General features: G+C 72.5%; 22 protein-coding genes and 3 pseudogenes. 10 read left to right on the top strand and 15 right to left on the bottom strand.

The window, feature by feature from the left end:
- Nucleotides 1-18: 18 nt before the first annotated feature.
- Nucleotides 19-864, top strand: a complete 846-nt coding sequence (locus AC0VYN_RS02245) for a DUF3558 family protein (RefSeq protein WP_475534554.1) — start codon at nucleotides 19-21, stop codon at nucleotides 862-864.
- A gap of 109 nt (nucleotides 865-973) precedes the next feature.
- The gene (locus AC0VYN_RS02240; protein WP_475534553.1) at nucleotides 974-2,281 is read left to right on the top strand and encodes a DUF2637 domain-containing protein; all 1,308 of its coding nucleotides are present in this window, start codon (nucleotides 974-976) and stop codon (nucleotides 2,279-2,281) included.
- A gap of 71 nt (nucleotides 2,282-2,352) precedes the next feature.
- On the opposite strand, the gene lysS is transcribed toward AC0VYN_RS02240, so the two are convergent.
- On the bottom strand, nucleotides 2,353-4,095 hold the full coding sequence (lysS, locus tag AC0VYN_RS02235) for a lysine--tRNA ligase (RefSeq protein WP_475534552.1): 1,743 nt from the start codon (nucleotides 4,093-4,095) through the stop codon (nucleotides 2,353-2,355).
- A 163-nt stretch (nucleotides 4,096-4,258) separates the two neighbouring features.
- Here lysS and argS point away from each other — a divergent pair, with 163 nt between their 5' ends.
- Nucleotides 4,259-6,016, top strand: coding sequence for an arginine--tRNA ligase (argS, locus tag AC0VYN_RS02230; RefSeq protein ID WP_475534551.1), 1,758 nt, complete (start codon nucleotides 4,259-4,261; stop codon nucleotides 6,014-6,016).
- 38 nt (nucleotides 6,017-6,054) lie between these two features.
- Here argS and AC0VYN_RS02225 read toward each other — a convergent pair whose 3' ends face one another.
- From AC0VYN_RS02225 to AC0VYN_RS02205, 5 genes and pseudogenes are all read right to left on the bottom strand, one after another.
- Nucleotides 6,055-7,002, bottom strand: coding sequence for a hypothetical protein (locus tag AC0VYN_RS02225; RefSeq protein WP_475534550.1), 948 nt, complete (start codon nucleotides 7,000-7,002; stop codon nucleotides 6,055-6,057).
- Between the two features lie 143 nt (nucleotides 7,003-7,145).
- Nucleotides 7,146-7,991: an arylamine N-acetyltransferase family protein gene (locus AC0VYN_RS02220; RefSeq protein ID WP_475534549.1), complete on the bottom strand. Its 846-nt coding sequence runs from the start codon at nucleotides 7,989-7,991 to the stop codon at nucleotides 7,146-7,148.
- Nucleotides 7,992-8,062: 71 nt separating this feature from the next.
- Nucleotides 8,063-9,292, bottom strand: a complete 1,230-nt coding sequence (locus AC0VYN_RS02215) for an aminotransferase-like domain-containing protein (RefSeq protein WP_475534548.1) — start codon at nucleotides 9,290-9,292, stop codon at nucleotides 8,063-8,065.
- Nucleotides 9,293-9,357: 65 nt separating this feature from the next.
- Nucleotides 9,358-10,257 (bottom strand): hypothetical protein, encoded by a 900-nt coding sequence (locus AC0VYN_RS02210; protein WP_475537070.1) that lies wholly within the window; start codon nucleotides 10,255-10,257, stop codon nucleotides 9,358-9,360.
- Between the two features lie 666 nt (nucleotides 10,258-10,923).
- Nucleotides 10,924-11,088: pseudogene (locus AC0VYN_RS02205) on the bottom strand (helix-turn-helix domain-containing protein); the annotation flags it as partial.
- 189 nt (nucleotides 11,089-11,277) lie between these two features.
- On the opposite strand from AC0VYN_RS02205, the gene AC0VYN_RS02200 reads away from it, so the two are divergent.
- The gene (locus AC0VYN_RS02200; RefSeq protein WP_475534547.1) at nucleotides 11,278-12,018 is read left to right on the top strand and encodes a DUF4232 domain-containing protein; all 741 of its coding nucleotides are present in this window, start codon (nucleotides 11,278-11,280) and stop codon (nucleotides 12,016-12,018) included.
- Between the two features lie 43 nt (nucleotides 12,019-12,061).
- Here the strand turns inward: AC0VYN_RS02200 and hemB are convergent, their stop codons facing one another.
- Nucleotides 12,062-13,054 (bottom strand): porphobilinogen synthase, encoded by a 993-nt coding sequence (hemB, locus tag AC0VYN_RS02195; RefSeq protein ID WP_475534546.1) that lies wholly within the window; start codon nucleotides 13,052-13,054, stop codon nucleotides 12,062-12,064.
- A gap of 100 nt (nucleotides 13,055-13,154) precedes the next feature.
- Between hemB and AC0VYN_RS02190 the strand changes: the two genes are divergently transcribed.
- From AC0VYN_RS02190 to AC0VYN_RS02180, 3 genes and pseudogenes are all read left to right on the top strand, one after another.
- Nucleotides 13,155-13,613: a MarR family winged helix-turn-helix transcriptional regulator gene (locus AC0VYN_RS02190; protein WP_475534545.1), complete on the top strand. Its 459-nt coding sequence runs from the start codon at nucleotides 13,155-13,157 to the stop codon at nucleotides 13,611-13,613.
- 77 nt (nucleotides 13,614-13,690) lie between these two features.
- The gene (locus AC0VYN_RS02185; protein WP_475534544.1) at nucleotides 13,691-14,212 is read left to right on the top strand and encodes a hypothetical protein; all 522 of its coding nucleotides are present in this window, start codon (nucleotides 13,691-13,693) and stop codon (nucleotides 14,210-14,212) included.
- Between the two features lie 12 nt (nucleotides 14,213-14,224).
- Nucleotides 14,225-14,356, top strand: a pseudogene (locus AC0VYN_RS02180) (D-2-hydroxyacid dehydrogenase family protein); the annotation flags it as partial.
- 318 nt (nucleotides 14,357-14,674) lie between these two features.
- Here the strand turns inward: AC0VYN_RS02180 and AC0VYN_RS02175 are convergent.
- Entirely contained in the window at nucleotides 14,675-15,583 is a 909-nt protein-coding gene (locus AC0VYN_RS02175; protein ID WP_475534543.1) for a helix-turn-helix domain-containing protein, read from the bottom strand.
- Between the two features lie 576 nt (nucleotides 15,584-16,159).
- Between AC0VYN_RS02175 and AC0VYN_RS02170 the strand changes: the two genes are divergently transcribed.
- Nucleotides 16,160-16,777: a DUF4232 domain-containing protein gene (locus tag AC0VYN_RS02170; RefSeq protein WP_475534542.1), complete on the top strand. Its 618-nt coding sequence runs from the start codon at nucleotides 16,160-16,162 to the stop codon at nucleotides 16,775-16,777.
- 69 nt (nucleotides 16,778-16,846) lie between these two features.
- On the opposite strand, the gene AC0VYN_RS02165 is transcribed toward AC0VYN_RS02170, so the two are convergent.
- Together AC0VYN_RS02165 and tgmC are read right to left on the bottom strand one after the other, a co-directional pair.
- On the bottom strand, nucleotides 16,847-17,308 hold the full coding sequence (locus AC0VYN_RS02165) for an ATP-binding protein (RefSeq protein WP_475534541.1): 462 nt from the start codon (nucleotides 17,306-17,308) through the stop codon (nucleotides 16,847-16,849).
- A gap of 82 nt (nucleotides 17,309-17,390) precedes the next feature.
- On the bottom strand, nucleotides 17,391-18,593 hold the full coding sequence (tgmC, locus tag AC0VYN_RS02160) for an ATP-grasp peptide maturase system methyltransferase (protein ID WP_475534540.1): 1,203 nt from the start codon (nucleotides 18,591-18,593) through the stop codon (nucleotides 17,391-17,393).
- A 252-nt stretch (nucleotides 18,594-18,845) separates the two neighbouring features.
- On the opposite strand from tgmC, the gene AC0VYN_RS02155 reads away from it, so the two are divergent.
- Both AC0VYN_RS02155 and AC0VYN_RS02150 read left to right on the top strand, forming a co-directional pair.
- Nucleotides 18,846-19,631: a helix-turn-helix domain-containing protein gene (locus tag AC0VYN_RS02155; protein ID WP_475536799.1), complete on the top strand. Its 786-nt coding sequence runs from the start codon at nucleotides 18,846-18,848 to the stop codon at nucleotides 19,629-19,631.
- The gene (locus AC0VYN_RS02150) at nucleotides 19,628-19,807 is read left to right on the top strand and encodes a DUF397 domain-containing protein (RefSeq protein ID WP_475534539.1); all 180 of its coding nucleotides are present in this window, start codon (nucleotides 19,628-19,630) and stop codon (nucleotides 19,805-19,807) included. The genes AC0VYN_RS02155 and AC0VYN_RS02150 overlap by 4 nt, the downstream gene beginning before the upstream one ends.
- Before the next feature lie 147 nt (nucleotides 19,808-19,954).
- On the opposite strand, the pseudogene AC0VYN_RS02145 reads toward AC0VYN_RS02150, so the two are convergent.
- The 5 genes and pseudogenes from AC0VYN_RS02145 to AC0VYN_RS02125 form a co-directional block, all read right to left on the bottom strand.
- A pseudogene (locus AC0VYN_RS02145) lies at nucleotides 19,955-20,505 on the bottom strand (hypothetical protein).
- Nucleotides 20,506-20,842: 337 nt separating this feature from the next.
- Nucleotides 20,843-22,540: a bifunctional uroporphyrinogen-III C-methyltransferase/uroporphyrinogen-III synthase gene (locus AC0VYN_RS02140; RefSeq protein WP_475534538.1), complete on the bottom strand. Its 1,698-nt coding sequence runs from the start codon at nucleotides 22,538-22,540 to the stop codon at nucleotides 20,843-20,845.
- Nucleotides 22,537-23,496 carry a hydroxymethylbilane synthase gene (gene hemC, locus AC0VYN_RS02135; RefSeq protein ID WP_385462831.1) on the bottom strand — a complete coding sequence of 320 codons (960 nt, stop codon included), beginning with the start codon at nucleotides 23,494-23,496 and terminating at the stop codon, nucleotides 22,537-22,539. The genes AC0VYN_RS02140 and hemC overlap by 4 nt, the downstream gene beginning before the upstream one ends.
- The gene (locus tag AC0VYN_RS02130) at nucleotides 23,493-25,223 is read right to left on the bottom strand and encodes a glutamyl-tRNA reductase (protein WP_475534537.1); all 1,731 of its coding nucleotides are present in this window, start codon (nucleotides 25,221-25,223) and stop codon (nucleotides 23,493-23,495) included. Before AC0VYN_RS02130 ends, hemC begins: the two co-directional genes overlap by 4 nt.
- Entirely contained in the window at nucleotides 25,220-25,987 is a 768-nt protein-coding gene (locus AC0VYN_RS02125) for a redox-sensing transcriptional repressor Rex (protein WP_475534536.1), read from the bottom strand. The genes AC0VYN_RS02130 and AC0VYN_RS02125 overlap by 4 nt, the downstream gene beginning before the upstream one ends.
- Nucleotides 25,988-26,158: the final 171 nt, after the last annotated feature.

Here is a 26,158-nt window from a genome sequence, read left to right as displayed (position 1 = left end):
GCAGGAACCACGAGTGCCATGAGTGAAGGAACCATGCAGCGACGAGCCCAGCGTGATCAGCGAGCGAAGCGACTCACCCGTGTCCTTGCCGGCGCGGCCGCCATACCCGTGATGCTGGTGGCAGCCGGCTGCTCCTCGGACTCCGGCTCGGACGACGGCAAGGACAAGGCCGCGGACAGGACGACCGCGTCGGCGTCGGCCAGCCCGTCCCCGACGGTGCAGGCGGCGAAGTTCGGGAAGCTTCCCGAGCCGTGTGCGGCCCTGTCGAAGAAGACGCTGGACAAGATGGTGCCGAAGGCCGGCTCCGGCAAGGAAGGCGCCTCGAACGACACGGCGAACCGCGGCAGTTGCTCCTGGGACAGCCTGGCCGACAACGGCGTCAAGGGCTCGCAGTTCCGCTGGCTGAGCGTGTCCATGCTGCGCTTCGAGTCGGACGTGGCGCGCGGCGCGGGCGACAAGCTGGCGAGCGCCCAGTACACCAAGCAGCTCCGGGACGCGCAGACCGCCGAGGGCGCGCAGGCCGTGAAGACGACGCCGGTGAGCGGCACGGGCGAAGAGGCCGCGATCGTGCGCTACGACCTGAAGAAGAAGGAAGGCACCTTCAAGCAGCAGACGGTCGTGGCGCGCGTCGAGAACGTCGTCGTGACCGTCGACTACAACGGCGCGGGCCTGGCCGGGGACAAGACGCCGGACGCGGACGACCTGGCCAAGGCCGCCCAGAAGGCCGCCCAGGAGGCGGTGGCCGCGGTCGCGGCCGCCAACGGCAGCGCGGCGGGCGGCTCGTCGTCGCCGTCCGGGGCACCGTCGGCGTCGGGTTCCACGTCCGCGTCGCCCAAGTCGTCGTCCACGCCGGGCAAGAGCTGACGTCCGCCGCTCGGGGTCCCAGGCGCCGGAGGACCCACCGGCCACCCGTTCCCCGGACACATGTGCCACCCTGTTGCGCGCAACAACAGGCACACGGAGGGGAGTACGGGTGGCCGCGCCACTTCAGCTGACACGGACGCATCGCGTGCTGATCGGCATGGTCGTCTTCGGTGCCGTCGTCATCGCCGGGATCGGCTTCGCCGGTTCGTACGCGGCGGTCCGCGAGCTGGCCCTCAAGAAGGGCTTCGGGAACTTCAGTTACGTGTTCCCGATCGGCATCGACGCGGGCATCTGCGTGCTGCTCGCCCTCGACCTGCTGCTCACCTGGATCCGCATCCCGTTCCCGCTGCTGCGTCAGACGGCGTGGCTGCTGACGGCGGCGACGATCGCGTTCAACGGCGCGGCGGCCTGGCCGGACCCGCTGGGCGTGGGCATGCACGCGGTGATCCCGGTCCTGTTCGTGGTGTCCGTCGAGGCGGCCCGGCACGCGGTCGGCCGAATAGCCGACATCACGGCCGACAAGCACATGGAGGGTGTCCGCCTCACCCGCTGGCTGCTCTCCCCGCTGCCGACCTTCCTCCTCTGGCGCCGGATGAAACTGTGGGAGCTGCGCTCCTACGACCAGGTGATCAAGCTGGAGCAGGAGCGCCTGGTCTACCAGGCCCGGCTGCGCTCCCGCTTCGGCCGCGCCTGGCGGCGCAAGGCCCCGGTGGAGTCCCTGATGCCGCTGCGGCTGGCCCGCTACGGCGTCCCCCTCGGGCAGACCGCCCCGGCGGGCCTGGCGGCGGCGGGCATCGAGCCGGCGCTGCTGCCGCCCGCGCCGCAGCCGGAGCCGCAGCCACGGGCCGAGGCACCCGCCGCGCCGGCGGCCCCCTCGATGGAGAAGCGCCCCGAGCTGGTCCGGGCCGGCGCGGCCGGCCGGCCGCAGCACGGGCCGGAGGCGGACGCCGAGGCGCGGGCGGAGGCGGAGGGGCCGGAGCAGAGTCCCTGGTTCAACACCCCCCGCCAGGTGGCGTACCAGGGCGGCTACGACCCGACGTACGACCCCGCCGAGCAGTACGCCCAGTGGTACGAGGAGCAGCAGCAGGCCGACGAGTACCGGGACCAGTACGAGGAGGAGCCGCCCGTCGAGGAGCCCTCCCCGGAGGAGACCGGAAGCTTCCCCATCCCGGTCGTCCCGGGCCGCACCCGTGAACTGGGCGACGGCGGCGGCACCCCCGCCGCGGAGCCGGACGAGGACGGGTACTACCAGGTCTTCAAGCAGTCGATCGACGACAGCTTCCCGACCCCGCGGGAATTCGGCGAGAACATCGAGGCGACGTACGGCACGTCCCTCGCGGACGCGGAGGCCAAGCGCCTGGTCGTCCGCTTCTCCAACCGCTTCAACGCGGAGCTGGAGGAGAACCACATCGCCTGACGGCGTGGCGGTACGACGGAAGGGGGCGCCCGGTGTGCACCGGGCGCCCCCTCGTCGTCGTACCGGGCCTTCTACTCCCCGAGCAGGGTCCGCACCCGCTCCTGCCCGACCGCCAGCAGCAGCGTGGGCAGGCGCGGGCCGGTGTCGCGGCCGACGAGCAGGTGGTACAGCAGCGCGAAGAAGGTCCGCTGGGCGGTCTTGATCTCCGGCGGCAGTTCCTTCGGCGTGGCGTCGGCGGAGAACCCGGCCTGGACCTTGGGCACGCCGTAGACCAGGTGGGTCAGCCCGTCCAGCGACCAGTGCTCGGCGAGCCCGTCGAGCAGCAGCCGCAGTGACTGCCGGGCCGGCTCGTCGAGGCCCTTCAGCAGCTCGGCGTCGGGCGCGTCGCGGACGATGGTGCGCTGGTCGGCGGGGACGTGGGTGTTGATCCACGCCACGGCCTTGTCGTAGCGCGGCCGGGCCTCGGCCAGCGAGCCCAGCGGGTCGGACGGGTCGAGCTCGCTGAGGATGCGCAGCGCCTGGTCCTCGTGCCCGGCGGTGATGTCGGCCACGGACGCGAGCGTCCGGTACGGCAGCGGGCGGGGCGTCCTCGGCAGCTCACCGGCCGCCGTGCGCACGGCACGCGCGTGCGCGGCGACGTCGGCGGGCAGCGCGCCGCCGTCGGCCACCTTGGCGTCCAGGCGGTCCCACTCGTCGTAGAGCCGCTGGATCTCCTGGTCGAAGGCGATCTTGAAGGACTGGTTGGGCCGGCGGCGGGCGTACAGCCAGCGCAGCAGCTGCGGCTCCATGATCCGCAGGGCGTCGCCCGGGGTGGGCACGCCGCCCTTGGACGAGGACATCTTCGCCATGCCGCTGATGCCGACGAAGGCGTACATCGGGCCGATCGGCTGCTCGCCGCCGAAGATCCCGACGATCTGCCCGCCGACCTGGAACGACGAACCGGGGGACGAGTGGTCGACACCGCTCGGCTCGAAGATCACGCCCTCGTACGCCCACCGCATCGGCCAGTCGACCTTCCAGACCAGCTTGCCGCGGTTGAACTCGCTCAGCCGGACCGTCTCGGAGAAGCCGCACGCGGTGCACGCGTACGTCAGCTCGGTCGATTCGTCGTCGTAGGCGGTGACCGTCGTCAGGTCCTTCTCGCAGTTGCCGCAGTACGGCTTGTACGGGAAGTACCCGGCGGAGCCGGAGCTGCCGTCGTCCTCGGCGGCGGCACCGGAGCCCTCGGCGGCCTCGAGCTCGGCCTCGTCGACCGGCTTCTGCTGCTGCTTCTTCGCCGGGGCCTTCTTCGTCCGGTACTGGGCGAGGATCGCGTCGATGTCCTGCCGGTGCCTCATGGCGTGCAGGACCTGCTCGCGGTAGACGCCGGAGGTGTACTGCGCGGTCTGGCTGATCCCGTCGAACTCCACGCCCAGTTCGGTGAGGGCGTCGACCATCGCGGCCTTGAAGTGCTCCGCCCAGTTCGGGTACGCCGAGCCCCGTGGGGCCGGGACGGAGGTCAGGGGCTTGCCGATGTGCTCGGCCCAGCTCTCGTCGACCCCGGCGACGCCCGCCGGCACCTTGCGGTACCGGTCGTAGTCGTCCCAGGAGATCAGGTGCCGGACCTCGTGGCCCCGGCGGCGCACCTCGTCGGCGACCAGGTGCGGGGTCATGACCTCGCGCAGGTTGCCCAGGTGGATGGGACCGGAGGGCGACAGGCCGGACGCGACGACGACCGGTTTGCCCGGGGCACGACGCTCCGACTCGGCGATGACCTCGTCCGCGAAACGGGAGACCCAGTCGGTGGTCTCTGTGCTCTGAGCCACGATCGGCACGTCCTCTTTTCCTGGTGTTCCTGAAGTACAGCTAGGGCAGCCCGTACGGCTGACCGCTCCATTCTCCCAGCCCGGCCCGCATCCGCGAAAACCGCTTTTCACCGCGTGGGATACTCGGTTTCCGTAGTACTCCAGGAACCCGAGCAGAACGGCGAATCCCTCCATGGCCTCGGTCACGTCCCTCAGCGACTCCGTCCAGCAGCACCTCGCGTCCGCCCTCTCGGCCGTCCGGCCCGAGGCCGCCGGCGTCGACCCGCTGCTGCGACGAAGCGACCGGGCGGACTACCAGGCCAACGGCATCCTCGCCCTGGCCAAGAAGTCCAAGGCGAACCCGCGGGAGCTCGCGGCCGAGGTCGTCTCGCACCTCACCACCGGTGACGTGATCGCGGACGTCGAGGTCTCCGGACCCGGCTTCCTGAACATCACGATCGGCGACCGGGCTATCACCCGGAACCTCGCCGCGCGGCTCGCGGACGGTGAGCGCCTCGGCGTGCCGCTGAAGGAGGACGCGGGCGTCACGGTCGTCGACTACGCCCAGCCGAACGTGGCGAAGGAGATGCACGTCGGCCACCTGCGGTCGGCGGTCATCGGCGACGCCCTGCGCGGCATGCTCGACTTCACCGGCGAGAAGACGATCGGCCGGCACCACATCGGCGACTGGGGCACCCAGTTCGGCATGCTCATCCAGTACCTGTTCGAGCACCCCGGCGAGCTGGCCCCGGCCGGGGACGTCGACGGCGAGCAGGCCATGTCGAACCTGAACCGGGTGTACAAGGCGTCGCGCGCGGTCTTCGACTCGGACGAGGAGTTCAAGGAGCGGGCCCGCAAGCGGGTCGTCGCCCTGCAGTCCGGCGACAAGGAGACGCTGGAGCTGTGGCAGCAGTTCGTGGACGAGTCGAAGGTGTACTTCTACTCCGTCTTCGAGAAGCTCGACATGGAGATCCGCGACGACGAGATCGTCGGCGAGTCCGCGTACAACGAGGGCATGCCCGAGACCGCCCGACTCCTGGAGGAGACGGGTGTCGCGGTGCGCTCCGAGGGCGCGCTGGTGGTGTTCTTCGACGAGATCCGCGGCAAGGACGACCAGCCGGTCCCGCTGATCGTGCAGAAGGCCGACGGCGGCTTCGGCTACGCGGCCTCCGACCTGACCGCGATCCGCAACCGCGTCCAGGACCTGCACGCGACCACGCTGCTGTACGTCGTCGACGTGCGCCAGTCGCTCCACTTCCGGATGGTCTTCGAGACCGCCCGCCGGGCCGGCTGGCTGAACGACGACGTCACCGCGCACAACATGGGCTACGGCACGGTGCTCGGCGCGGACGGCAAGCCCTTCAAGACGCGTGCGGGTGAGACCGTGCGCCTCGAGGACCTGCTGGACGAGGCGGTGCAGCGGGCCGCCGAGGTCGTCCGGGAGAAGGCGCGGGACCTCACCGAGGACGAGATCCGGGAGCGGGCCGCGCAGGTCGGCATCGGCGCCGTGAAGTACGCGGACCTGTCGACGTCTCCGAGCCGCGACTACAAGTTCGACCTGGACCAGATGGTCTCGCTCAACGGCGACACCAGCGTGTACCTCCAGTACGCCTACGCCCGTATCCAGTCCATCCTCCGCAAGGCCGGCGAGGTCCGCCCGGCCGCTCACCCGGAGCTGGGGCTGCACGAGGCGGAGCGCGCGCTGGGCCTGCACCTGGACGCGTTCGGTGACACGGTCTTCGAGGCGGCCGCCGAGTACGCCCCGCACAAGCTGGCCGCGTACCTCTACCAGCTCGCCTCGCTGTACACGTCCTTCTACGACAAGTGCCCGGTGCTGAAGGCCGAGACGCCCGAGCAGGTGGAGAACCGCCTGTTCCTGTGCGACCTCACGGCCCGCACGCTGCACCGGGGCATGGCCCTGCTGGGCATCAGGACGCCCGAGCGCCTCTGAGCGGCGGGCCGGGACGCACCCGGCCCGCCCGTCGGGCGTCAGGCGTAGTAGTGGATCGTCCCGCGCAGCGCCGGCTCGGCGCCCTCGCAGTGCTGGACGAACGTGGCGGCGAAGGCGGTGACCGCGCCGTCCTCGCCACGGGCCAGCTTGGTGATCGTCAGGGTCCCGTTACTGGCGTTGCAGCCGCCGAAGCCCGACACGTCGAGGCCGGCCACACCCGGTCCGCTGCCGCGTTCCGTCCGGTAGACGCCTCCGGCCTCGAAGCTCTCGCCGGCCGGCGGGACGAGCAGGGCCGACCAGGTCTCGCGCTTGCCGGACACGTCGTACTGGAGTCCGCCGATGCCCCACTCCTGGAGCGAGAAGAGGCTGGTGGCGCCGGTGTGGGTACCGCTCCTGCCCTGGCCGGGGTAGTCACCGGGCTCGCTGACGTAGGTGAAGGAAAGCGGGTGGGCGCGGTATTTGACGACGCCCTTGAGGACCGGGGCGTCGGCCGCCTCGCAGCGCTGCGTGTAGGTCGCGTCCAGCACCGTGATCGCACCGGTCGCGTCCGCCTCGATCTGGTTGACCGAGAACTGCCCGTAGACCCGGTTGCAGCCGCGTGAGTCGCCGCTGACGTCGAGGCCCGGGGCCCGCCCGGTGCGCGAGGACGCCCGTTCCGCGTCGCGGTAGACCCCGGGGTGGAGCCTCTCACCCGCCGGAGCGGCGAGTTCGACGGTCCACCAGTCGTTCTCGTTCTCGATCCGGACGGTCAGCGCCTCCCTCTCCCCGGACACGGTGATGTCCGCCGTCCTGGGCGTGTAGGCGACGCTCCCGCCCTGACCGACCCAGTCACCGGGTGCGCTGGTGTGGCTGTACTTGGTGACGGCCACCGGTGTCCCGGTCGCCGCGTGGGCGGGCGCGGACAGTCCGGCCGTCAGGCCGATCGTCGCCGTCAGGCTCGCCAGCGTGCCGAGCAGGGCACGCCGCCATCCGGTGCGAGTACGCACGGATGCCTCCCCCTGTGTGTGGCGGGCACCACCCGGGCGCCCGAACTCGTGTTGCACAACGCCCAGTTGACTGTCCCGGAATGCTTCACATAAACCACCGGAACCCCACGCGTTCTGCCAGAACCGGCCGCCGACGCGTCGTGTCAGCGGAGCAGCCGCAGCCCCTCGGGCGCGTCGATGCCGAACTCCGCCGCCAGCACCCGGCGGACCTCCGCGTCGTCCTCCAGCTTCCGCTCGGTGACCGTGCCGTCGGTCCCGGTCCTGGTGAGGACCCGCCCGTCGAGGAGCAGGTGACCGTCCGGCAGCAGACGCTGCGCGTAGGGCCGCCGGGAGAACGGCGAACGCGGGTGCGTGGCGATGTGCCAGTTGACGACCTCGTAGTCGAGCTGCTCGAACGGCTCCACGGTGAAGGCGTACTGCGCCTGCCAGCCGGCCCCGGCGGACGCCCCGTGCGCCTGGAGCACCCACATCTCCAGCGGCCCCCGGTGCGGCACGTGCACCAGCCGGTGGCGGCGCCCGGCGTCGTTGAACTCGGTGTCCGCGACCAGCGGCACCGGCTCCAGCAGCGATCCGACGGCCCCGAAGCCGACGTCGGCCAGGTACGGCCGCGGCTCGCCGGGGACCTCGGCCAGCAGGGCCATGTGGGTGCGCGGCCGGTCCTCGACCCGGCCGGCGCCGACGACGACCCGCGCGGTCAGCCGGGTCACCCGGAAGCCGAGCGCCTCCAGGGCGAGCGCGAGCAGCGTGTTGTGCTCGTAGCAGTACCCGCCGCGCCGCCGCCCGTGGACCAGCTTGGCCATCAGGCGGGCCGGGTCGAGGGAAGGTGCCGTCCCGCCCAGGGCGTCGAGGTTCTCGAACGGGACGGCCCTCATGTGGGCGAGGTGGACGCCCCGCAGCGTGGCCGCGTCGGGCTCCCGGTGCCCCTCCCAGCCGATCCGCCCGAGGTACGCGTCGAGGTCGAACGGTGCGGTCCGTGCGCTGTCAGCCATACCGCCAGCCTAGGGACGCACCGCCCGGCCCGTCCGCCGTCCCCGGCCGGACCGGCACCCGGTCTTTCGTCCTAGGCCGGCAGCCCCTGTGCGGACAGCGCCGCACCCAGCCGCCGCAGGCCCTCCGCGATCTCGTCCGGCGTCTGCGTGACGAAGCACAGCCGCAGCGTGGCGCGGTCGGGCTCACCGGCGTAGAAGGGGGCGCCGGGCACGTACGCCACGTCGTGCCGGACCACCTCGGAGAGCAGGGCGGTGGTGTCGTGGCCCTCCGGCAGCCGCGCCCACAGGAACATGCCGCCCTCGGGGCGGTTCCACACCGACCCCGCCGGGAGCGCGTCCGCCAGGCCCGCCAGCATGGCGTCCCGGCGCTCCCGGTAGGCGGCGGCGACGCGGGCGACGTGGGCGTCCAGGTCGCGGTCGGCCAGGTACCGGGCGGCGGCGAGCTGGTTGACGGTCGGGGTGTGCAGGTCGGCGGCCTGCTTGGCGACCGCGCAGGCCCGGCGCAGCTCGGCGGGGGCCCGCAGCCAGCCCAGGCGCAGGCCCGGCGCCATCACCTTGGAGAAGGAGCCCAGCAGCACGGTGCGGTCCCGGGCGCCGTCCAGGGAGGCGATCCACGGCACGCGGTCGCCCTCGAAGCGCAGCTCCCCGTACGGGTCGTCCTCGACGATCCACAGCCCGCACCGGCCGGCGACCTCGGCGACGGCGGCACGGCGGGCGGCGGGCATGGTGCGGCCCGTCGGGTTGGAGAAGGTGGGCACGGTGTAGAGCAGCTTGGGCCGCTCGCGCACCACCAGCTCCTCCAGCGCCACGGGGTCCGGCCCGTCCTCGTCCCCCGGCACGGCGATCACGCGGGCGCCCGCGAAGCCGAAGGCCTGGAGGGCGGCCAGGTAGCAGGGGCTCTCGACGAGGACCGTGTCGCCCGGCTCGATCAGGGCGGTCGCGAGCAGGGACAGTGCCTGCTGCGAGCCGGTGGTGACGAGGATGTCGTCGGCGCCGGTGTCCAGTCCGCGCGCCGAGGTCCGGGCGGCGAGCGCGGCCCGCAGGGCGGGTTCGCCCTCGGTGGTGGAGTACTGGAGGGCCCGCGCCGGTGCCTCGGCGAGGACGGCCCGGTACGCGGCGGCGATGCCCTCCACGTCGAACAGCGAGGGCGCCGGCAGCCCGCCCGCGAAGTTGATCACCTCGGGGCGGGCGGTGACGGCGAGGATGTCCCGTACCGGCGAACCGCCGATCGACCGGGCCCGCGCGGCGAGCGGCGGCAGGGGTGCGGTGGCGGTGGGGGCGGCGTCCTGAGTCACTGTCATGCCCGCAGCCTAGGGAAGTACGTGCCGTCTACAAGGACGTTTCCGTGATGCGGACACCCCGCCGGTCAGGTCCCCTCGACGAACTCCCAGGCGTGGCTGCCGAGGGGGTACGCGTAGTAGGACGCGTCCTTGGAGGCGCTGGTGCGGAACGGCCGGCCGTGGTCGTCGACGCGCAGGGTGCCCTCCCGGCCGCCGCTCGACCATTCCAGCTCCAGGTACCAGCTCACGTCGTGGCCGCTGGTGTGCGCCTTGACGTGGAACACCTCGGGGTCGGACTCGGTGACGCTGTACGGGAAGTCCCGCTGTCCGGCGACCGGCATCGCCAGCGGGGTGCCCAGGTCGAGCGAGACGTCGAACGACGCGGTGTCCACGCCGCCGCCGCAGCCGTTGCCCATCACGTACTGGTTCCAGTCCAGCGCCGGCCCGCTGTCCACCACGCGGACATGCAGGTCCTTGAGGACCACGGTCTCCTCGCCGGTGCCCTGCACGGTGAGGACGACCGTCTGCCGGTTCGCGGAGACCGCGCCGTAGGCGGTGGCCCAGCCGACCGAGTCCTGCTGCGGGGGCGGGGGCAGCACGTTCTGCGGGCTGCGGTCGACGAGGAAGGCGTGGTCGCAGGGGGAGTCCCAGAAGTACGGGGTGGTCGACACGGTGAGCGCCGGGCCCGAGGCGGGGGCGCGGCGGCTCGGTGCGGCCGTGCCGGGGCGCGTCGCCGGCGCCTCGGCGGACACGGAGGCGGACGGCGACGGGGTGGCGGACGCCGAGGCCGAGGCGCTCGCACGCGGGGACGCCGGGCGGGTGGCGGTCCCGGACACCGGCGCGGACGACGACACGGCGGCCCCGGCGGCCCCGGCCGGACCGCGCCGCCCGGTGTCGCCGTCGCCCTGCACGAGGTTCGCCACGAGCGCCACGGCACCGGCGATGGCGACGACGCCGGTCGCGGCGTACAGGGCGGCACGCGGCACCCGCCGACGCGGCCCGCCCGCCCGCTCCCCCACCGGCCGACCGGCCGGCCGGAACGCCGCGGCCGACGGGGAGGCGACGGAGCCACCGCGTCCCCCCGCAGGCCCACCCCCGACCTCTCCGACCGCCCCGGCGACTTCGGATGCCTCCGCGGCTCCGGCCGGCCCTGTCGGAGCGGCTCCGGCGGACTCAGCGCCCCGCCCGGCCCCGGCGGCACCGGCGGTCCCCGCCCGGGCGGCTTCATCCACCCCCGCAGTGCCGGTGACCCCACCGGCCCCGGCAGCCCCAATCGGCCTGCCTGACCCAGCGGTTCCGACCGTCTCGGTCCGGCCGACCCCGCCGGCATCGGCAGCCCCGGCAGCCCCGGCTCGGGCGGCTCCGTCCACCCCGGCTGTGTCAGCAACCCCGCCGGCCTCGGCAACCTCAGTTGCCCCGGCAGCCCCGGCCGCGTCCCGTGCCCCGGACTCCGGCTGCCGAGGGCGCGCGTCCCCGGCCGTCCCTCCGGGCGCCCCGGTGTCCGCCTCTCCCGGCGTCTCCGGCCCCTCCCCGGTCCTCTCCTCCGCCTTCTTCACGCCGCGCAGCGCATCCGCCCTGATCCAGCGGCGGTGGAGTTCGAGCAGTTCCCCGGGGGTCGCCCGGCACGCCCGGGCCAGCCGCTCGACGGGCGCGAACTCGACGGGCACGACCTCCCCGCTGACGTAGCGGTGCACCGTGGACGCGCTCATGTGCAGCCGCTTGCCCAATGCCCCGTAACTGAGCCCGGACCGCTCCTTGAGCTCCCGCAGCAGTTCCGCGAAGTCGTCCCCCGCCACCGTTCCTCCCTCTCCCAACATCCCCGTACCGCATCCCAGACGGACACCGTTTCCACAGGTCAGAGCCCCCTTCGGCGTCCCAGCGTCCCGCATGCGGCGGCGCTGCTGGCGCGCGGGACGACTCGGACCCCAAGCTGTGGTCATCCAAGCAGCCGCTCCCGGCCAACGGTCGAGCGGCTCACCCAACTTCCACCGAAACGGGGCCCCTTCATGTCCGCACGCACCACCCGCACCCGCCTCTTCGCCGCCACCACCGTCGCACTGGCCGCGCTCGCCCTGACGGCCTGTGAGGGCGATTCGGACACGGGCGCCGAGAGCGTCCCGTCCTCCTCCGCGGCGGCCACGGGCCCGAGCACCCCGTCCGCCGGCGCCTCCGCCTCCACGGGCGGGGACAAGGCGCCGTCCGGCTCGGCCGGCTCGGGCACGGACTCCCACGGCTCGGCGGGCTCCTCCGACGAGGCCGGCACCTCGGGCTCCGGCCAGAAGGGCAAGGGCTCCTCCGCCGGTTCGACGAACGGCGGCGACACCGGCAGCCAGGACGACATGCCCGGCAAGTGCTCCGCGGCCGACGTGAAGATCACCGCGCAGAAGCTGTCCCGCCCGCTCAACCACCTGCTGCTGACCGCCACCAACACCGGCTCGAAGACGTGCATGCTGCCGCCGTACCCGGCGGCCCGCTTCGGCGAGGCCCAGGCGGTGCCGCCGGTCGCGGAGGCGACCAAGCCGCAGTCGCTGACCGGCGTCGCGCCCGGCGAGGCCGGCTACGCCGGGGTGCTGCTGTCGGCCGGCGACGGCAGCGGCGAGAACGGCTACGAGACGAGCACCCTCACCGTCCCCTTCGAGGACGGCTCCATCGCCACGGTCGCCCTGCCCGCCGGCGGCGTGCACGTCGACACCGCGCTGACGGTCACCTACTGGCAGACCGACGTGGACGCGGCGCTCGGCTTCTGAAGAGGTCCCCGCACCCCCTGTGTGCCGCACCGGGGGAGGCCGTTCAGCGCAGCGTGCGAGCGACCTCGGTGGCCCAGTAGGTCAGGATGTTGCGCGCACCGGCCCGCTTGATGCCGGTGAGCGTCTCCAGGATGGCCCGGTCGCGGTCGATCCAGCCCTTCTCCGCGGCGGCCTCGATCATCGAGTACTCGCCGGAGATCTGGTAGGCGGCGACGGGCACGTCGACGGCCTCTGCGACCTTGGCCAGGATGTCGAGGTAGGGGCCGGCCGGCTTGACCATCACCATGTCGGCGCCCTCCTCCAGGTCGAGCGCCAGCTCCCGCAGCGACTCGCGCGCGTTGGCCCCGTCCTGCTGGTAGGTCTTGCGGTCGCCCTTGAGCGAGGATCCGACGGCCTCGCGGAAGGGCCCGTAGAAGGCGGAGGCGTACTTCGCGGTGTAGGCGAGGATGGCGACGTCCTCCCGCCCGATCTGGTCGAGGGCGTCGCGGATGACCCCGATCTGCCCGTCCATCATCCCGCTGGGCGCGACCACGTGGGCGCCGGCGTCGGCCTGGACCTGCCCCATCTCGGCGTACCGCTCGAGCGTGGCGTCGTTGTCGACCCGGCCCTGGTCGTCGAGCACCCCGCAGTGCCCGTGGTCGGTGAACTCGTCGAGGCACAGGTCGGACATGACGAGCAGCTCGTCCCCGACCTCGGCCCGCACGTCCCGCAGGGCGACCTGCAGAATGCCGTCCGGGTCGGTCCCCGCCGTCCCGGCGGCGTCCTTCTTGGCCTCCTCCGGCACGCCGAACAGCATGATCCCGGAGATCCCGGCCTCGACCGCCTCGGCGGCGGCCTTCTTCAGGCTGTCCCGGGTGTGCTGCACGACCCCGGGCATCGCCGCGATCGGCACCGGCTCGCTCACGCCCTCGCGCACGAAGGCGGGCAGGATCAGGTCGGCGGGATGCAGCCGCGTCTCGGCGACCATCCGACGCATGACGGGAGTGGTCCGAAGCCGCCGGGGCCGGGTGCCGGGAAAGGATCCGTACGTCGTCATACCACCTACGCTACGCCCGCCCCCGCCATGCCTTTGCCGACGCGGAGTCGGCCCTGGGACGCTTGACCTCGACCAAACTTGAGCTTCTACGGTCGACGCCATGGACTACTCGCACAGCGACGCCGAACTCATCCAGCAGCCCGTCGGTTACTGGACCTGGGCGGCCTACAAGGCCGTCGTCACCCGCACCCGGGCGGCCCTCGCCGGGATCGGCACGACCCAGCCCCAGTGGTGGACCCTCGCCCAGGTGGCCCGCGCGGACACCCCGAAGACCCGCGCCGAGGTCTCCCGCATCCTGCGCAGCTACCTAGACACGGGCGCGGACACGATGGAGGCGGAGATCGACGCGACCGTCACCGCCGGCTGGATCACCGAGCACCCCGACGGCCGCCTGACCCTCACGCCCGAGGGCAGCGCCTTCCACGAGAAGGCGGCCGCCCTCCAGAGCGACCTGTGGACGGAACGCCACGCGGGAATCTCCGACGCGGAGTACCTGACCACCATGAAGGTCCTCCAGCGCCTCATCCACAACACGGGCGGCCGGGCCTGGCACCACTGAGCCGCCCTTCGTCCCGGGGCCCTTGTTCCGGGCGCGGACGGTGGAACCGGTCACCGGCGCGGGATGTCCGAACAGATGTGGCGGCCTCCCTCTTCCTGACCCTGGCCCTCGCGCCGTTCCTGACGCCGTTCGTCGTCCTGGGCACCGCGGGGGTGCTCGCCGTGCGGGCGTGGCACCGGGAACCGGAGGACGGTCCGCGCATGCCCGGCGCCGTGTCGTGCGGTCTGCTGGCCGTGCTGGCCGGATCGGCGGCCCTGGGCGCCTACGCGTACGGCGTGAACCAGGGGTTCTACATCCTGGACCCCGACCAGATGTGCGCCGCCGCCGGAGCGCCGGGCGATCACGTGGTGACCCGGATGACGCTGCCGGTCAGCGCGCAGTGCGTCACGCCGGACGGCGTGGGCACCGAGCTGGTGCCCGGCTGGGTGAACCCGGTCGTCGTCACCGGCCTGACGGTCTTCGTGCTCGCCCTCGCTGCCGCCGTCGCCTCGCCCCTGCGGAGGGCACGGGCACGGGCGCGGCCACATGATCGTGAGGGACAATCCGAAGGCCCCCGCCCATGCCGCGGCGGAGGCACCGGGCTCCCAGGAGAGGGCTGACATGCGCCTGCGCTGCGCCGTGCTCGACGACTCACCCCGCACCTGGGCTACGTCTCCCACCTCAACTACCGCACGTACTACGGCCAGGCGGTGGAAGCCATCGAGGCCTACCTCACCGGCAGCCCAATCCGCCGCCTCGGCTGAACCGCCCCGCGGCACCGCCCGCCGGGTGCCCTGAGGCCCGTGACCTGGCGGCTGCGCGAGGACGAGGCCGTGGTCCTGATCCTGGACCGCCTGCTGGTCTTCATGCCCAAGCCGAAGTCCAAGTAGGACGCGACCCCGAGGCACGGAGCCGTCAGCGGCCGACGACGCGGCGGAGCACCCCGAGAGCCGCTCCGCCTCGTGCGATCGACCGGCTCGGGCCGCCGACCGATGCCTCCCTGCCCCGGCCACCGCTCCCGCGGTCGGATGGCCGGGTCACCGGGCCTCGAAACCGCCGCACCACCCCTCACAGACGGCGGTTCAGGCCGCGTACGCCGTCCCGCTCGCTGTCGCCTGTCCGAGGCGGCAGTCGCGGCAGCGGCCTGGTTCCGGGGCACGGAAGACCCGGTCGCAACCGTCGCAGTCCTGGAAGGCGGGAGGGCGGTGGGCGCCGACCGTGGCCGGCGGAGGTTCCGGAGCCGCAGGAAGCGGCGGGGGCAACAGTTCACGCAAGCGGTAGGCGAGCACACCCGCCGGATGCTTCATGGTGACGGGCAGGTCGGCGGACAGGGTGTGGCGCACGGCGACCGGGCCGACCCCCCGTTCGAACCAGTCGACGACAGCCGGGGCCAGTCGGTACACCTCCCGCAGCGACAGCGTGAGGCGCTCGTCGGCTCGGCGCAGACCCGCGAGAAGCGCCACCGCCTTCTCATGCAGCGGTCCTGGGCGAACGGGCTCGTGCGGCGGGTCCACGGGAGCGGCGGACACGAACGCCTCAGGCACCCTCGTCGGCGCGTCCGGGGCCGGGGGAGCAGGAGACGGACCGGCCGGGACCACCGGCTGGCCAACGGCTTGATCGTCCTCCTGGGATGCCTCCCCGCCGCCCACGCCCTCCACCGCATGACGGGCGCGACCCGCCCCGGGACGCCGCCCCACCGACCGCACGGGATCCGCGGCGGCAGCGGACGCCACATCCGCCGGCGTGTGGTGGGCGTACGTCCGCGTCACCAGCCGCCCGTCCTCCGTGTGCTCACGGACCCGCCTCAGATACCCGTGGGCCTCCAGCTCCCGCAGGGCGAAGGCGATCCGGTCCCGCCCCTCGGGGAAGCGTTCGGCGAGGCTGCGGATGTCGACCGGGGTGCCCTCGGGCACCGAGAAGATGTGGGTCGCCAGACCGATCGCGGTCAGCGACAACTCGCGGTGCTGGGCGAGATGGTTGCCGACGACCACGTACTGCCCGGACTGGCACGTACGTACGTGAGTGACACCGGACGGGGTGGCGGATCGTCGAACACCCAGAATCGGGCGCGGGGCGCCACTAAGCTTCTGCTCAGCCATGGGGAAGGGGCTTGTCTTCCTCTTTGGTCAGGCCCTCGCCCGGGAGTGCAAGTCCCGGCGGGGGCCGACGTCTGTACGGGCTTGTGTGAGCGCCGAGTTGTCCCGGCCCTCTGAGCCGAGAGTGCCCGCCCGCACCGCCGCCGCGCCAGCCAGTTCGACGCGTTTCACCCGGCCGAGTGATCAACGCGAGGTTTGGTCGGGTTGGTTGGTTTTTACCCTAGGTACTTAAGTCTTTTACGGCCCGCAGCCCCGTCGGCCGACCCACCGGAGCCCGCCCGACCCGACTTCGGCACACCGGCGTGCGTGCCGGGCACGGCACGGATGTCACCGAGCATGCCTGCGCCTGTAACAGGCGTGTCCGGACGTGTCGTCGGGCGAAACGGCGAGCGGGCGGGACAGCTCTTGTGATGCGCGACGGCCTACTGACGGGCCGCCACACACACCCCCACCGACACCGAGGAAGACACCATGCGCGTCACCAAGCTCACCGTCGCCGCCCTGGCCGTTGTCGCGGGCCTCTCGCTCACCGCCTGCGAGAACAGCGACGACATCGCCGCGGACCCCAAGCCGGCCACCTCGGCCCCCACCGCGAACGGCGACGCGGGCCAGGAGCAGGGTCAGGAGGGCGGCACGGTCGCCGGAACCGGGAACAACGAGAACGGCAAGACCGACAAGTGTCGCACCGACGAACTGGACGTCACGGCGACGGACGCCACCATCGACGGCGACACCGACGGCACCGTCGCGGTGACGTTCACCAACGGCGGCGGCCGGGACTGCGCGATCTCGGGTTACGCGGGCGTCGACCTGAAGACCAGCGCGGGCTCGCTCTCCGCCGAGCGCACCGGAGAGAAGGCCCCCTCGGTCGTCCTGAAGGACGGCGAGAAGGTGTCCTTCGCCGTCGTCTACCCGGTCAACGACTCCGGCGGCTCCGGCGTCCGCGTCACGGGCCTGGTGGTGACTCCGCCGGACGAGACGAAGTCGGTCCCGCTCGACTGGCCGGGCGGCTCCTCCCTCCCGGTCACGGACGGCTCCGGCACCCCGGTGAAGGTCGGCCCGATCGGCAGTGCGGGCCAGGGCGGCTGAACGGTCCGGGCGCCTTCCGGCGCGTGGTGGAGCGCATCCCTTCAGGCCCGCGCGGCTGAGCGGCCCCGGTCACCGGCCGAGGTCCAGTTCCGCCCACACGGTCTTGCACGGCACCGGGCCCGTTCGTACGCCCCAGCGGTCGGCCAGTTCACGGACCAGGAGCAGGCCGTATCCGGATTCGCCGGGCTCCGCCCCGCCGACCGCCCGCTCCTGCGGCGGCAGCTGATCGCCCCGGGGGTCGGTGACCTCGATGCGGAGGGTGCCGGGCTCCGTGACGGTGAGACCGAGCCGGAAGCCGCGCCCTGCCACACGCCCGTGCAGCACGGCGTTGGCCGCGAGTTCAGCGACGATCCCCCGGGCCGGGTCCAACGGCATGCCCCAGGCATCCAGTTGCTCGGCTGCCAGCAGACGGGCGAGCCGTGCGCCCCGGCGGGTGGCGGAGAGCGGCACGGAGTACTGATGGAGCGGGGAGCGCGATACGACGGATTTCTGGTTCACGTCACCCAGAGTCGCGATTCGCGCACCTTTCATGAAGGCGGGCGGCCCGTGCGACCGACGGCTGTCCGTGAGGTGTCCGGTCCCGTCCGGGCTGCCCGGTGCGGCAGGCCTCCCCTCAGGGCGTCGGCAGCGGAAGGCAGGGCATCCGCGGGTGCCGCACGTGCTGCCCGCCGCCGTGGACGCACAGGGTGAAGGTCTCCGGCCCCGGCCGTCCGGCCGCGTCGTGGACGTCGACGACCCGCTCGACGCTCTCCCACAGCCTCATCGACCCGCCCTCCCGCACCCGCCAACCGCCGTCACCGTCCGGGGCCAGCGTGGCGACCGACCCGCTGACCACGTCGATCAGATGCACGACGTCGCCGACGGTGGTCAGTTGCGCGTCGGGTACGGCGCTCTGCGCGAGGAACCGCAGGTGGAAGGCCTCCTCGGTCGCGGCGGTGATCCGCTCGGGCCCGTGCCGGGCGATCCGCGCCGCCCCCGGCGGCTCCGCCGCCCAGTGGGCGGGGTTGCCGAAGGCCGGCGCCGCGTGCGTACGCGCCGGCATGAAGGAGACCGTGCCGCCCATCAGGCACCCCTCGGCGGTGCCGTCACCGGCGACCGTGAGCAGAACGCGGGCGTAGCCGTAGAGCCAGCCGGACAGCGTCAGCAGGATCTTGCCGCCCGGCCGGGCCTGGGCGACCAGGGCCGGGGGCACGGCCCGGAAGGAGCAGGCGGCGACGATCCGGTCGAACGGGGCCTCGGGCCAGTACCCGTACAGTCCGTCCGCGACCGCGAGGGTGGGTGCGTAACCGCAGCCGTGCAGCGCGCTCGCGGCCCGCTCCAGCCGGTGCGGGTCCACCTCGACGCTCGTCACGGCGGCCGATCCGAGGCGTTCGCAGGCCAGCGCGGTCGAGTAGCCCGTCCCGGTGCCGATCTCCAGCACCGAGTGCCCTTCCCGCACGTCGGCGTCGGCCCACATCCGCACCACGAGCGACGGCAGGGTGGAGGACGAGGTCGGCGCCCCTCCGTGGCGCTCGGCCGGGTGCTCCCAGTCGGGTTCGTCACCGTCGAACTGCGTGATGAGCGTGGTGTCGGAGTACGCGGCAGCCAGCCAGCGACCGGGATCGAGCGCGGCGGTGACCGGCTGCCACACGGTCAGCCCCTGCCCGTCGCGCTCGTCGGCGGGAAGGTGGAAGCCGGGTACGAACCGGTGCCGGGGCACCGCCTCCACCGCCGCCCGCCAGGCCGGATCGTCCAGCGCCCCGCGTACGGCAAGGTCCTCCGCCATGACCGCGCGCAGCCGCGCGGCATCGGTCTCGAGGTCGACGGGCGGTGTCATGAACGGCCCTTCTCGATGGTGTGGTGTTCCTCGAATTTTCCTCACTCAGTGTGTTCGCGTGTACCTAATGTGTGAATGCGGATGATTCGTACGGCCGGTGTCTGTACGTGAGATGTCCGGTTTCCGTCCGGGCTGCCCGGGGTGACCGGAAGCGGGCGGCCGGAGTTGGTCCGGGGAAGGGCGCGCGACGGGAGGACAGCGAGCAAGAGCGGGTGGGAAGCGGGGCTGGACGACGAAGAGGCCGGGGCCGTGATGCGCACGGTCGCACGGCAGCTGAAGCTGTGGCGGGAGGCAGCCGGCCTCACCCAGGCGGAGTTCGGGGCGGCAATCAAGTACGGGGAGGAGACGGTCTCCTGCGTTGAGCGGGGGCGGCGAATTCCCCGGCCGGAGTATTTGGACGCGGCGGACGAGGTCCTGGGCGCGGGCGGCAAGATCGCCGCGATGAAGAGGGACGTGGCGGAGGTCCGGTACCCGAAGAAGGTACGGGACTTGAAGAACCTGGAGGCGGCGGCCACGGAGCTGTGCGCCTACAACAACTCTGTCGTCCATGGATTGCTGCAGACCGAGGAGTACGCACGGGCAGTACTCAGCGCCCGCCGCCCGCCCTTCACCGCCGACCAGTTGGAACAGCAGGTGTCGGCCCGCGTGGCGCGACAAGAGATCGTCAGCGACACGGCAGTCCAGTCCGTCTTCGGTTTTGTCCAATGCGAGTCGACGCTTCGTCGGCCCATCGGGGGCAAGATGGTGATGCGCGCGCAACTCGAACGGCTGTTGGAAGTCTGCGCGTTCCGCAACGTCGACCTTCAGGTACTGCCTCTGAGCCGTGAGGACAACTCAGGGCTCGACGGCTCGTTCAGGTTGCTCAGGCTCGGGGATGGCACCACGGTCGGTCATGTCGAGGTGGCGCACCTCAGTCGCGTGATCGCGGAGCCGAAAGAGGTGCAGCTCCTGGACATCCAGTATGGAATCATCCGGGCACAGGCTCTCAGCCCACGGGAGTCGACGGCCCTCATCGAGAAAGTGCTGGGAGAGACATGAAGCTGGAGTGGATAAAGAGCAGTTACAGCACGTCCAGCGGCCCCGACTGCGTTGAGGTGGCCACCCCGGACGAGAGCCACGTCTTCGTCCGCGACTCCAAGAACCCCAACGGCCCCTGCCTCGCCCTCACCCCCACCACCTGGGCGACCTTCCTCCCGTACGCATCCGAGCACTGACGCGCCCGAGCGAACCGGTCGCCCACACAACACCCCCTGAAGCGTGAGCACTCCGGCGAGAAGTGCTCACGCTTTCGTCGTGCTGGAGCTTCTCCCGTAACGATCACACAGGACGGCGTCGCAGCCGGTTGACGACCAGTTGCGGAGTCAGGCCAGGCGGGTTGCCCATGCCGCCAGCGCGCCGAAGTCGTCGTCGGTAAGGCCGCATCGGGGGTCGATCCGGTGCAGTAGGGCGGGACCGACGTGATGGTCCTTCACCCAGGCGCGATCCGTCTCTGCGATCTCGTCGTCGACCATGCGAACGCACGGCCTTCCGCCCACGCGACGATCTCAGGCGTCTTCCAGAACAAACCGCCCCCAAGCTCGGCCCGCGGCGACGGCCAGGAAATGTAGGGCAGTTCAGGCAACCTCAGGATCGGCGCGATGAAGGCGTTGGCTTCTTCCTCCCATGTGGTCGCCCACACCAGGTCGAAGGGCAGTGCGTGCAGCGCTGGGCCGTGGTTCGGGTTGAGCCACACCCGCAGCGACTTCACGGGCCTGTTCGGCAGCCCCCGCTCAGTCAGCCGACGCCGCTCGGCGGTTTGCCACCGAGGCGTCAGCAACCGGTGCGTCTCATATCCCTCCGGCCGCCGGTGTGGCTTGGCGGCATACGGATTCAGCGGTCCGTCCACATCCACCAACAGCACTGGGCGGCGCACCAGCTCACCCCCTTTGGCTCCGCATCGCACCGTACCGGCCGCCGACGGGACCGCCCAGCGGAATTCCGTAAGCCTGGGCTCCGGGATGGGCTGCCACAGCGACAGGTTCATCGCGGTCGGCAGCCAGGCGTAGCCCTGCCCCAGCACTGGGCCGCCATGACCGAGTCCCCGCGCGGAGCCGGTCGGGCCCGCCGTCGGGCCGGAGGCCGGACCGGGTGCAGCGGTGCAGCGGTGCAGCGGGACCTGCGTTGAACGCGGGCACCCCGACCGCCCCGACCCACCACGAGGAGAGGCGCCCCAGAAAGGGCGCCTCACCTCGGATCCCCGGCCGGGATCCTCACGTCGTCGACCGCCGCCTGCGCGCCCCCGGCCGGCGCTCACTCGGACGCGTCACCGGGTCGCCGGCGTCCAGGGCCGCCGCGCGGCGGCGCAGGCCGAAGTCGGCGAGCGCCTCCGCCAGCTTGTGGACGGACGGCTCGGGAGCCATGACGTCCACACGCAGCCCGTGCTCCTCCGCGGTCTTGGCCGTCGCCGGGCCGATGCAGGCGATCACCGTCACGTTGTGCGGCTTGCCCGCGATGCCGACCAGGTTCCGCACCGTGGACGACGACGTGAACAGCACCGCGTCGAAACCGCCGCCCTTGATCGCCTCGCGGGTCGTGGCCGGCGGCGGCGAGGCGCGCACCGTGCGGTAGGCGGTGACGTCGTCGACCTCCCAGCCCAGCTCGATCAGCCCGGCCACCAGGGTCTCGGTGGCGATGTCGGCACGGGGGAGGAACACCCGGTCGATCGGGTCGAAGACCGGGTCGTACGGCGGCCAGTCCTCCAGCAGGCCCGCGGCCGACTGCTCGCCGCTCGGCACCAGGTCCGGCTTCACGCCGAAGGCGATCAGCGCCTTGGCGGTCTGCTCGCCCACCGCGGCGACCTTGATGCCCGCGAAGGCACGGGCGTCGAGGCCGTACTCCTCGAACTTCTCCCGGACCGCCTTCACCGCGTTGACCGACGTGAACGCGATCCACTCGTAGCGGCCCGTCACCAGGCCCTTGACCGCCCGCTCCATCTGCTGCGGGGTGCGCGGGGGCTCCACCGCGATGGTCGGCACCTCGTGCGGCACGGCCCCGTACGACCTCAGCTGGTCGGAGAGCGACGCCGCCTGCTCCTTCGTGCGCGGCACGAGGACCTTCCAGCCGAACAGCGGCTTGGACTCGAACCACGACAGCTGGTCACGCCGGGCGGAGGCGCCGCGCTCGCCGACCACGGCTATCACCGGGCGGCCGCCGTCCGGGGACGGCAGCACCTTGGCCTGCTTCAGCGTCTGCGCGACCGTGCCGAGCGTCGCCGTCCAGGTGCGCTGCCGCGTCGTCGTACCGGCGATGGTCACCGTCAGCGGGGTGTCCGGCTTGCGGCCGGCCGACACCAGCTCCCCGGCGGCCGCGGCCACCGAGTCCAGCGTCGTCGACACCACGACCGTCCCGTCGGAGGCGCCCACCTCGGTCCAGCAGCGGTCCGACGCCGTACGGGCGTCCACGAACCGCACGTCGGCACCCTCGGCGTCCCGCAGCGGCACACCGGCGTACGCGGGCACGCCGACGGCGTTCGCGATGCCGGGGACGACCTCGAAGGGCACCCCGGCCGCGGCGCACGCGAGCATCTCCTCGGCGGCGTACGTGTCGAGCCCGGGGTCCCCGGTCACCGCACGCACGACCCGCCTGCCGCCCCGCGCGGCCTCCATGACAAGATGTGCGGCATCCCGCACAGCGGGGACGCCGACGCTCGTTGACGCACCGTCAACTACCGTCAGCTGGGGCGTGCCCGTGCCCGGATCCGACGGATCGGCATCCGTGAGCACCTCGGACACGCCCTGCCTCGCGTGCGTCCGTACGACGTCGAGCACCTCGTGCTCGGCGACGAGGACGTCCGCGTTCGCCAGCGCCTCCACGGCGCGCAGGGTCAGCAGTCCCGGATCTCCGGGTCCGGCACCGAGGAAGGTGACGTGCCCGTGTTCGGGACAGGCGGGAAAGGCGGTGGGGCTCAATGTGCTCGCTCCCCCATCAGACCGGCCGCGCCCTGGGCGAGCATCTCGGTGGCGAGTTCGCGACCGAGTGCCAGCGCCGCATCGTGCGTCTGGGGCACGGGACCGGTGGTGGACAGCTGCACCAGCGTCGAGCCGTCGGTCGTACCGACGACGCCGCGCAGGCGCATTTCCTTGACAGTCTGCCCGTCGGTCAGCAAGTCGGCCAAGGCGCCCACGGGGGCGCTGCAGCCGGCTTCCAGAGCGGCGAGCAGTGACCGCTCGGCCGTGACGGCGACCCGCGTGAACGGGTCGTCGAGCTCGGCGAGCGCGGCGATCAGCGCAGCGTTGTCCGCGGCGCACTCGATCGCCAGGGCCCCCTGGCCGGGGGCGGGCAGAACCGTGTCGACCGACAGGAAGTCGGTCACCTCGTCGATGCGTCCGACCCGGTTCAGTCCGGCGGCGGCCAGCACGACGGCGTCGAGCTCACCGCTGTGGACGTATCCGATGCGGGTGTCGACGTTGCCCCGGATCGGGACCGTCTCGATCTCCATTCCGTGGGCGCGGGCGTACGCGTTCAGCTGTGCCATGCGACGCGGCGCGCCCGTGCCTATGCGGGCCCCGCTCGGCAGGTCGGTGAACTTCCGCGCGTCCCGGGCGACGATGACGTCCCTCGGGTCCTCGCGCACGGGGGTGGCCGCCAGGACCAGGCCCTCGTGCTGCGCGGTGGGGAGGTCCTTGAGCGAATGAACCGCGAAGTCCACGTCACCCCGCAGCAGGGCCTCGCGCAGCGCGGCGACGAACACGCCCGTGCCGCCGATCTGGGCCAGGTGCTCGCGGGACGTGTCGCCGTACGTGGTGATCTCGACGAGCTCCACAGGCCGTCCGGTCACCTGGCTCACGGCATCCGCCACCTGCCCGGACTGGGCCATGGCGAGCTTGCTGCGCCTCGTCCCCAGTCTCAGTGCCTTCTCAGTCATGCCGGCCCTCGGTTCTTCTCAGTGCTGTTCTCGGTCCGCGAGACGGAGGCCACCGTCTCCTGGTCGAGGTCGAACAGGGTGCGCAGCGCGTCCGCGTACCCGGCGCCGCCGGGCTCGGCGGCGAGCTGCTTGACCCGGACCGTCGGCGCGTGCAGCAGCTTGTCGACCACACGCTTGACGGTCTGGGTGATCTCGGCGCGGTGCTTGTCGTCGAGACCCGGCAGCCGCCCCTCCAGCCTGGCGATCTCACCGGCGACGACGTCGGCGGCCATGCTGCGCAGCGCGACGACCGTGGGCGTGATGTGCGCGGCCCGCTGGGCGGCGCCGAAGGCCGCGACCTCGTCGGCGACGATCCGGCGGACCATGTCGACGTCGGCGGCCATCGGTGCGTCGGCCGACGCCTCGGCGAGCGACTCGATGTCCACCAGGCGCACCCCGGCCAGCCGGTGCACGGCGGCGTCGATGTCGCGCGGCATGGCGAGGTCGAGCAGGAACAGCACGGGCTGCGGACGCGGCACGTCGGCGACGGGCTCGGGGCGGCGGCGCTCGGGGATCCGGCCGACGCTCGCGGCCGTCGCGGCCAGCGCGCCGATCAGATCGGTCTCCGCCTCGGGGACGGTCCGCACCGCCTCGCGCGGCCGGTCCACGGCCGTACCGCCCGCGGCCCAGGCCCCGTGCTGCTCCAGCGTCGCCGCGTCCATGCCGGCCACCGCGGCCTCCCCCATCACGGAGAAGCCGGTCGGCACGGAGGACAGGTCCAGCGGGCAGTTCTCGTCGGCGCCGGCACCCGGCAGAGGCGTTTCGGCACTCTGCCGTCCGTCGGCGGGACCGGCGCCGGCGGCCGGGCGGGCAACGGCGGACGGGGTCACGGCCGTGGGCGCGCCGGTACGGCCCTCCACCGTCGCCACCACGGCGTCCGCCGTGAGGACCAGCCCGGTCGCCCCGGTGCAGGAGACGGCCACGTCGGCACGTGTCAGCTCGGCCGGCACCGCGTCCATCGGTACCGCGCGGGCCAGCACGTCCGTGTCGTCGCCCTCGGCCAGGATCCGGGCGAGCCGCTCGGCCCGCTCGAAGGTGCGGTTGGCGACCACGATCTCGGCGATCCCGGAACGCGCCAGCGTGGCGGCGGCCAGCGAGGACATCGACCCGGCGCCGATCACCAGCGCCTTCTTGCCCCGCGCCCAGGTCCGGACGTCGGCCCCGGCGGCGAGCTGCTCCAGGCCGAAGGTGACCAGGGACTGTCCGGCGCGGTCGATGCCGGTCTCGGAGTGGGCGCGCTTGCCGACCCGGAGCGCCTGCTGGAACAGGTCGTTGAGGAGCCGGCCGGCGGTGTGCAGGTCCTGGGCGCGGGCCAGGGAGTTCTTTATCTGACCGAGGATCTGGCCCTCGCCGACCACCATCGAGTCGAGCCCGCAGGCCACCGAGAACAGGTGGTGGACGGCCCGGTCCTCGTAGTGCACATAAAGATAAGGAGTGAGCTGGTCCAGGCCGACCCCGCTGTGCTGGGCGAGCAGCGTGGACAGCTCGGCGACACCGGCGTGGAACTTGTCCACGTCGGCGTACAGCTCCACGCGGTTGCAGGTGGCCAGCAGCGCGGCCTCGGCGGCCGGCTCGGCGGCGACGGTGTCCTGCAGCAGCTTGGACTGCGCCTCCGCGTTCAGCGACACCCGCTCCAGGACGCTGACGGGGGCACTGCGGTGACTCAGCCCGACGACGAGGAGACTCATGCCGGCATCACGGCGGGCACGTCCCCGTCGGGTCCCTGGTCGGCGGACGGCTGCTTGCGGGCGACGGCGGGCGGGACCGCGCCGGCGTCGGCCGCGGCCTCCTCGCCGGCCTTGCGCTGCTCGTGGAACGCGAGGATCTGCAGCTCGATGGAGAGGTCGACCTTGCGCACGTCGACGCCCTCGGGGACGCTCAGCACGGTCGGCGCGAAGTTCAGGATGGACGTGACACCGGCGGCCACGAGCCGGTCGCAGACCTGCTGGGCGGCACCGGCGGGGGTCGCGATCACGCCGATCGAGACACCGTCGTCCTGGATGATCTTCTCCAGCTCGTCGGTGTGCTGCACGGGGATCCCGGCGACGGGCTTTCCGGCCATCTGCGGGTCGGCGTCGATGAGCGCGGCGACGCGGAAACCACGGGACGCGAACCCGCCGTAGTTGGCGAGCGCGGCGCCGAGGTTGCCGATACCGACGATCACGACCGGCCAGTCCTGGGTCAGCCCGAGTTCACGCGAGATCTGGTACACGAGATACTCGACGTCGTAGCCGACACCCCGGGTCCCGTAGGAGCCGAGGTAGGAGAAGTCCTTGCGGAGCTTCGCGGAGTTGACTCCCGCCGCGGCCGCCAGCTCCTCGGAGGAGACCGTGGGGACCGAGCGCTCCGACAGAGCGGTGAGGGCTCGGAGGTACAGCGGAAGCCTGGCGACGGTGGCCTCGGGGATTCCTCGGCTGCGGGTCGCCGGTCGGTGTGTTCGGCCAGTTGCCACGATGCTCCTGCGGGTAGAGCGGGGCTGTAGGCGGTCATACGTCCCTACATGACCGCCCCGTCGAATGCAGGCTATGTCTTTGTGAACGCGTGCACAAAGATGGTGTCCGATTTGCCCGGCCAACGTGACCGGGGTCACGCACCCCCGGCGCCCGAACGGGGAACCGGCGCA

The organism is Streptomyces sp. 63XJN7_1_ISO-PGPR-S23-121 (assembly GCF_056173025.1).
Note: the sequence above shows the minus strand (reverse complement) of the source record. Positions and strands in the feature narration are given on the sequence as shown.

Bases quoted from the DNA above. Each gene is read 5' to 3' on its own strand.
- AC0VYN_RS02155 (WP_475536799.1), top strand. From the start codon at position 18,846: ATGCGCACGGTCGCACGGCAGCTGAAGCTGTGGCGGGAGGCAGCCGGC.
- hemB (WP_475534546.1), bottom strand. From the start codon at position 13,054: ATGACGACGTACGGATCCTTTCCCGGCACCCGGCCCCGGCGGCTTCGG.
- AC0VYN_RS02130 (WP_475534537.1), bottom strand. From the start codon at position 25,223: ATGAGTCTCCTCGTCGTCGGGCTGAGTCACCGCAGTGCCCCCGTCAGC.
- AC0VYN_RS02220 (WP_475534549.1), bottom strand. From the start codon at position 7,991: ATGGCTGACAGCGCACGGACCGCACCGTTCGACCTCGACGCGTACCTC.
- tgmC (WP_475534540.1), bottom strand. From the start codon at position 18,593: ATGACACCGCCCGTCGACCTCGAGACCGATGCCGCGCGGCTGCGCGCG.
- argS (WP_475534551.1), top strand. From the start codon at position 4,259: ATGGCCTCGGTCACGTCCCTCAGCGACTCCGTCCAGCAGCACCTCGCG.
- AC0VYN_RS02190 (WP_475534545.1), top strand. From the start codon at position 13,155: ATGGACTACTCGCACAGCGACGCCGAACTCATCCAGCAGCCCGTCGGT.
- AC0VYN_RS02245 (WP_475534554.1), top strand. From the start codon at position 19: ATGAGTGAAGGAACCATGCAGCGACGAGCCCAGCGTGATCAGCGAGCG.
- AC0VYN_RS02215 (WP_475534548.1), bottom strand. From the start codon at position 9,292: ATGACAGTGACTCAGGACGCCGCCCCCACCGCCACCGCACCCCTGCCG.
- AC0VYN_RS02170 (WP_475534542.1), top strand. From the start codon at position 16,160: ATGCGCGTCACCAAGCTCACCGTCGCCGCCCTGGCCGTTGTCGCGGGC.
- AC0VYN_RS02150 (WP_475534539.1), top strand. From the start codon at position 19,628: ATGAAGCTGGAGTGGATAAAGAGCAGTTACAGCACGTCCAGCGGCCCC.
- AC0VYN_RS02200 (WP_475534547.1), top strand. From the start codon at position 11,278: ATGTCCGCACGCACCACCCGCACCCGCCTCTTCGCCGCCACCACCGTC.
- AC0VYN_RS02165 (WP_475534541.1), bottom strand. From the start codon at position 17,308: ATGAAAGGTGCGCGAATCGCGACTCTGGGTGACGTGAACCAGAAATCC.
- hemC (WP_385462831.1), bottom strand. From the start codon at position 23,496: ATGACTGAGAAGGCACTGAGACTGGGGACGAGGCGCAGCAAGCTCGCC.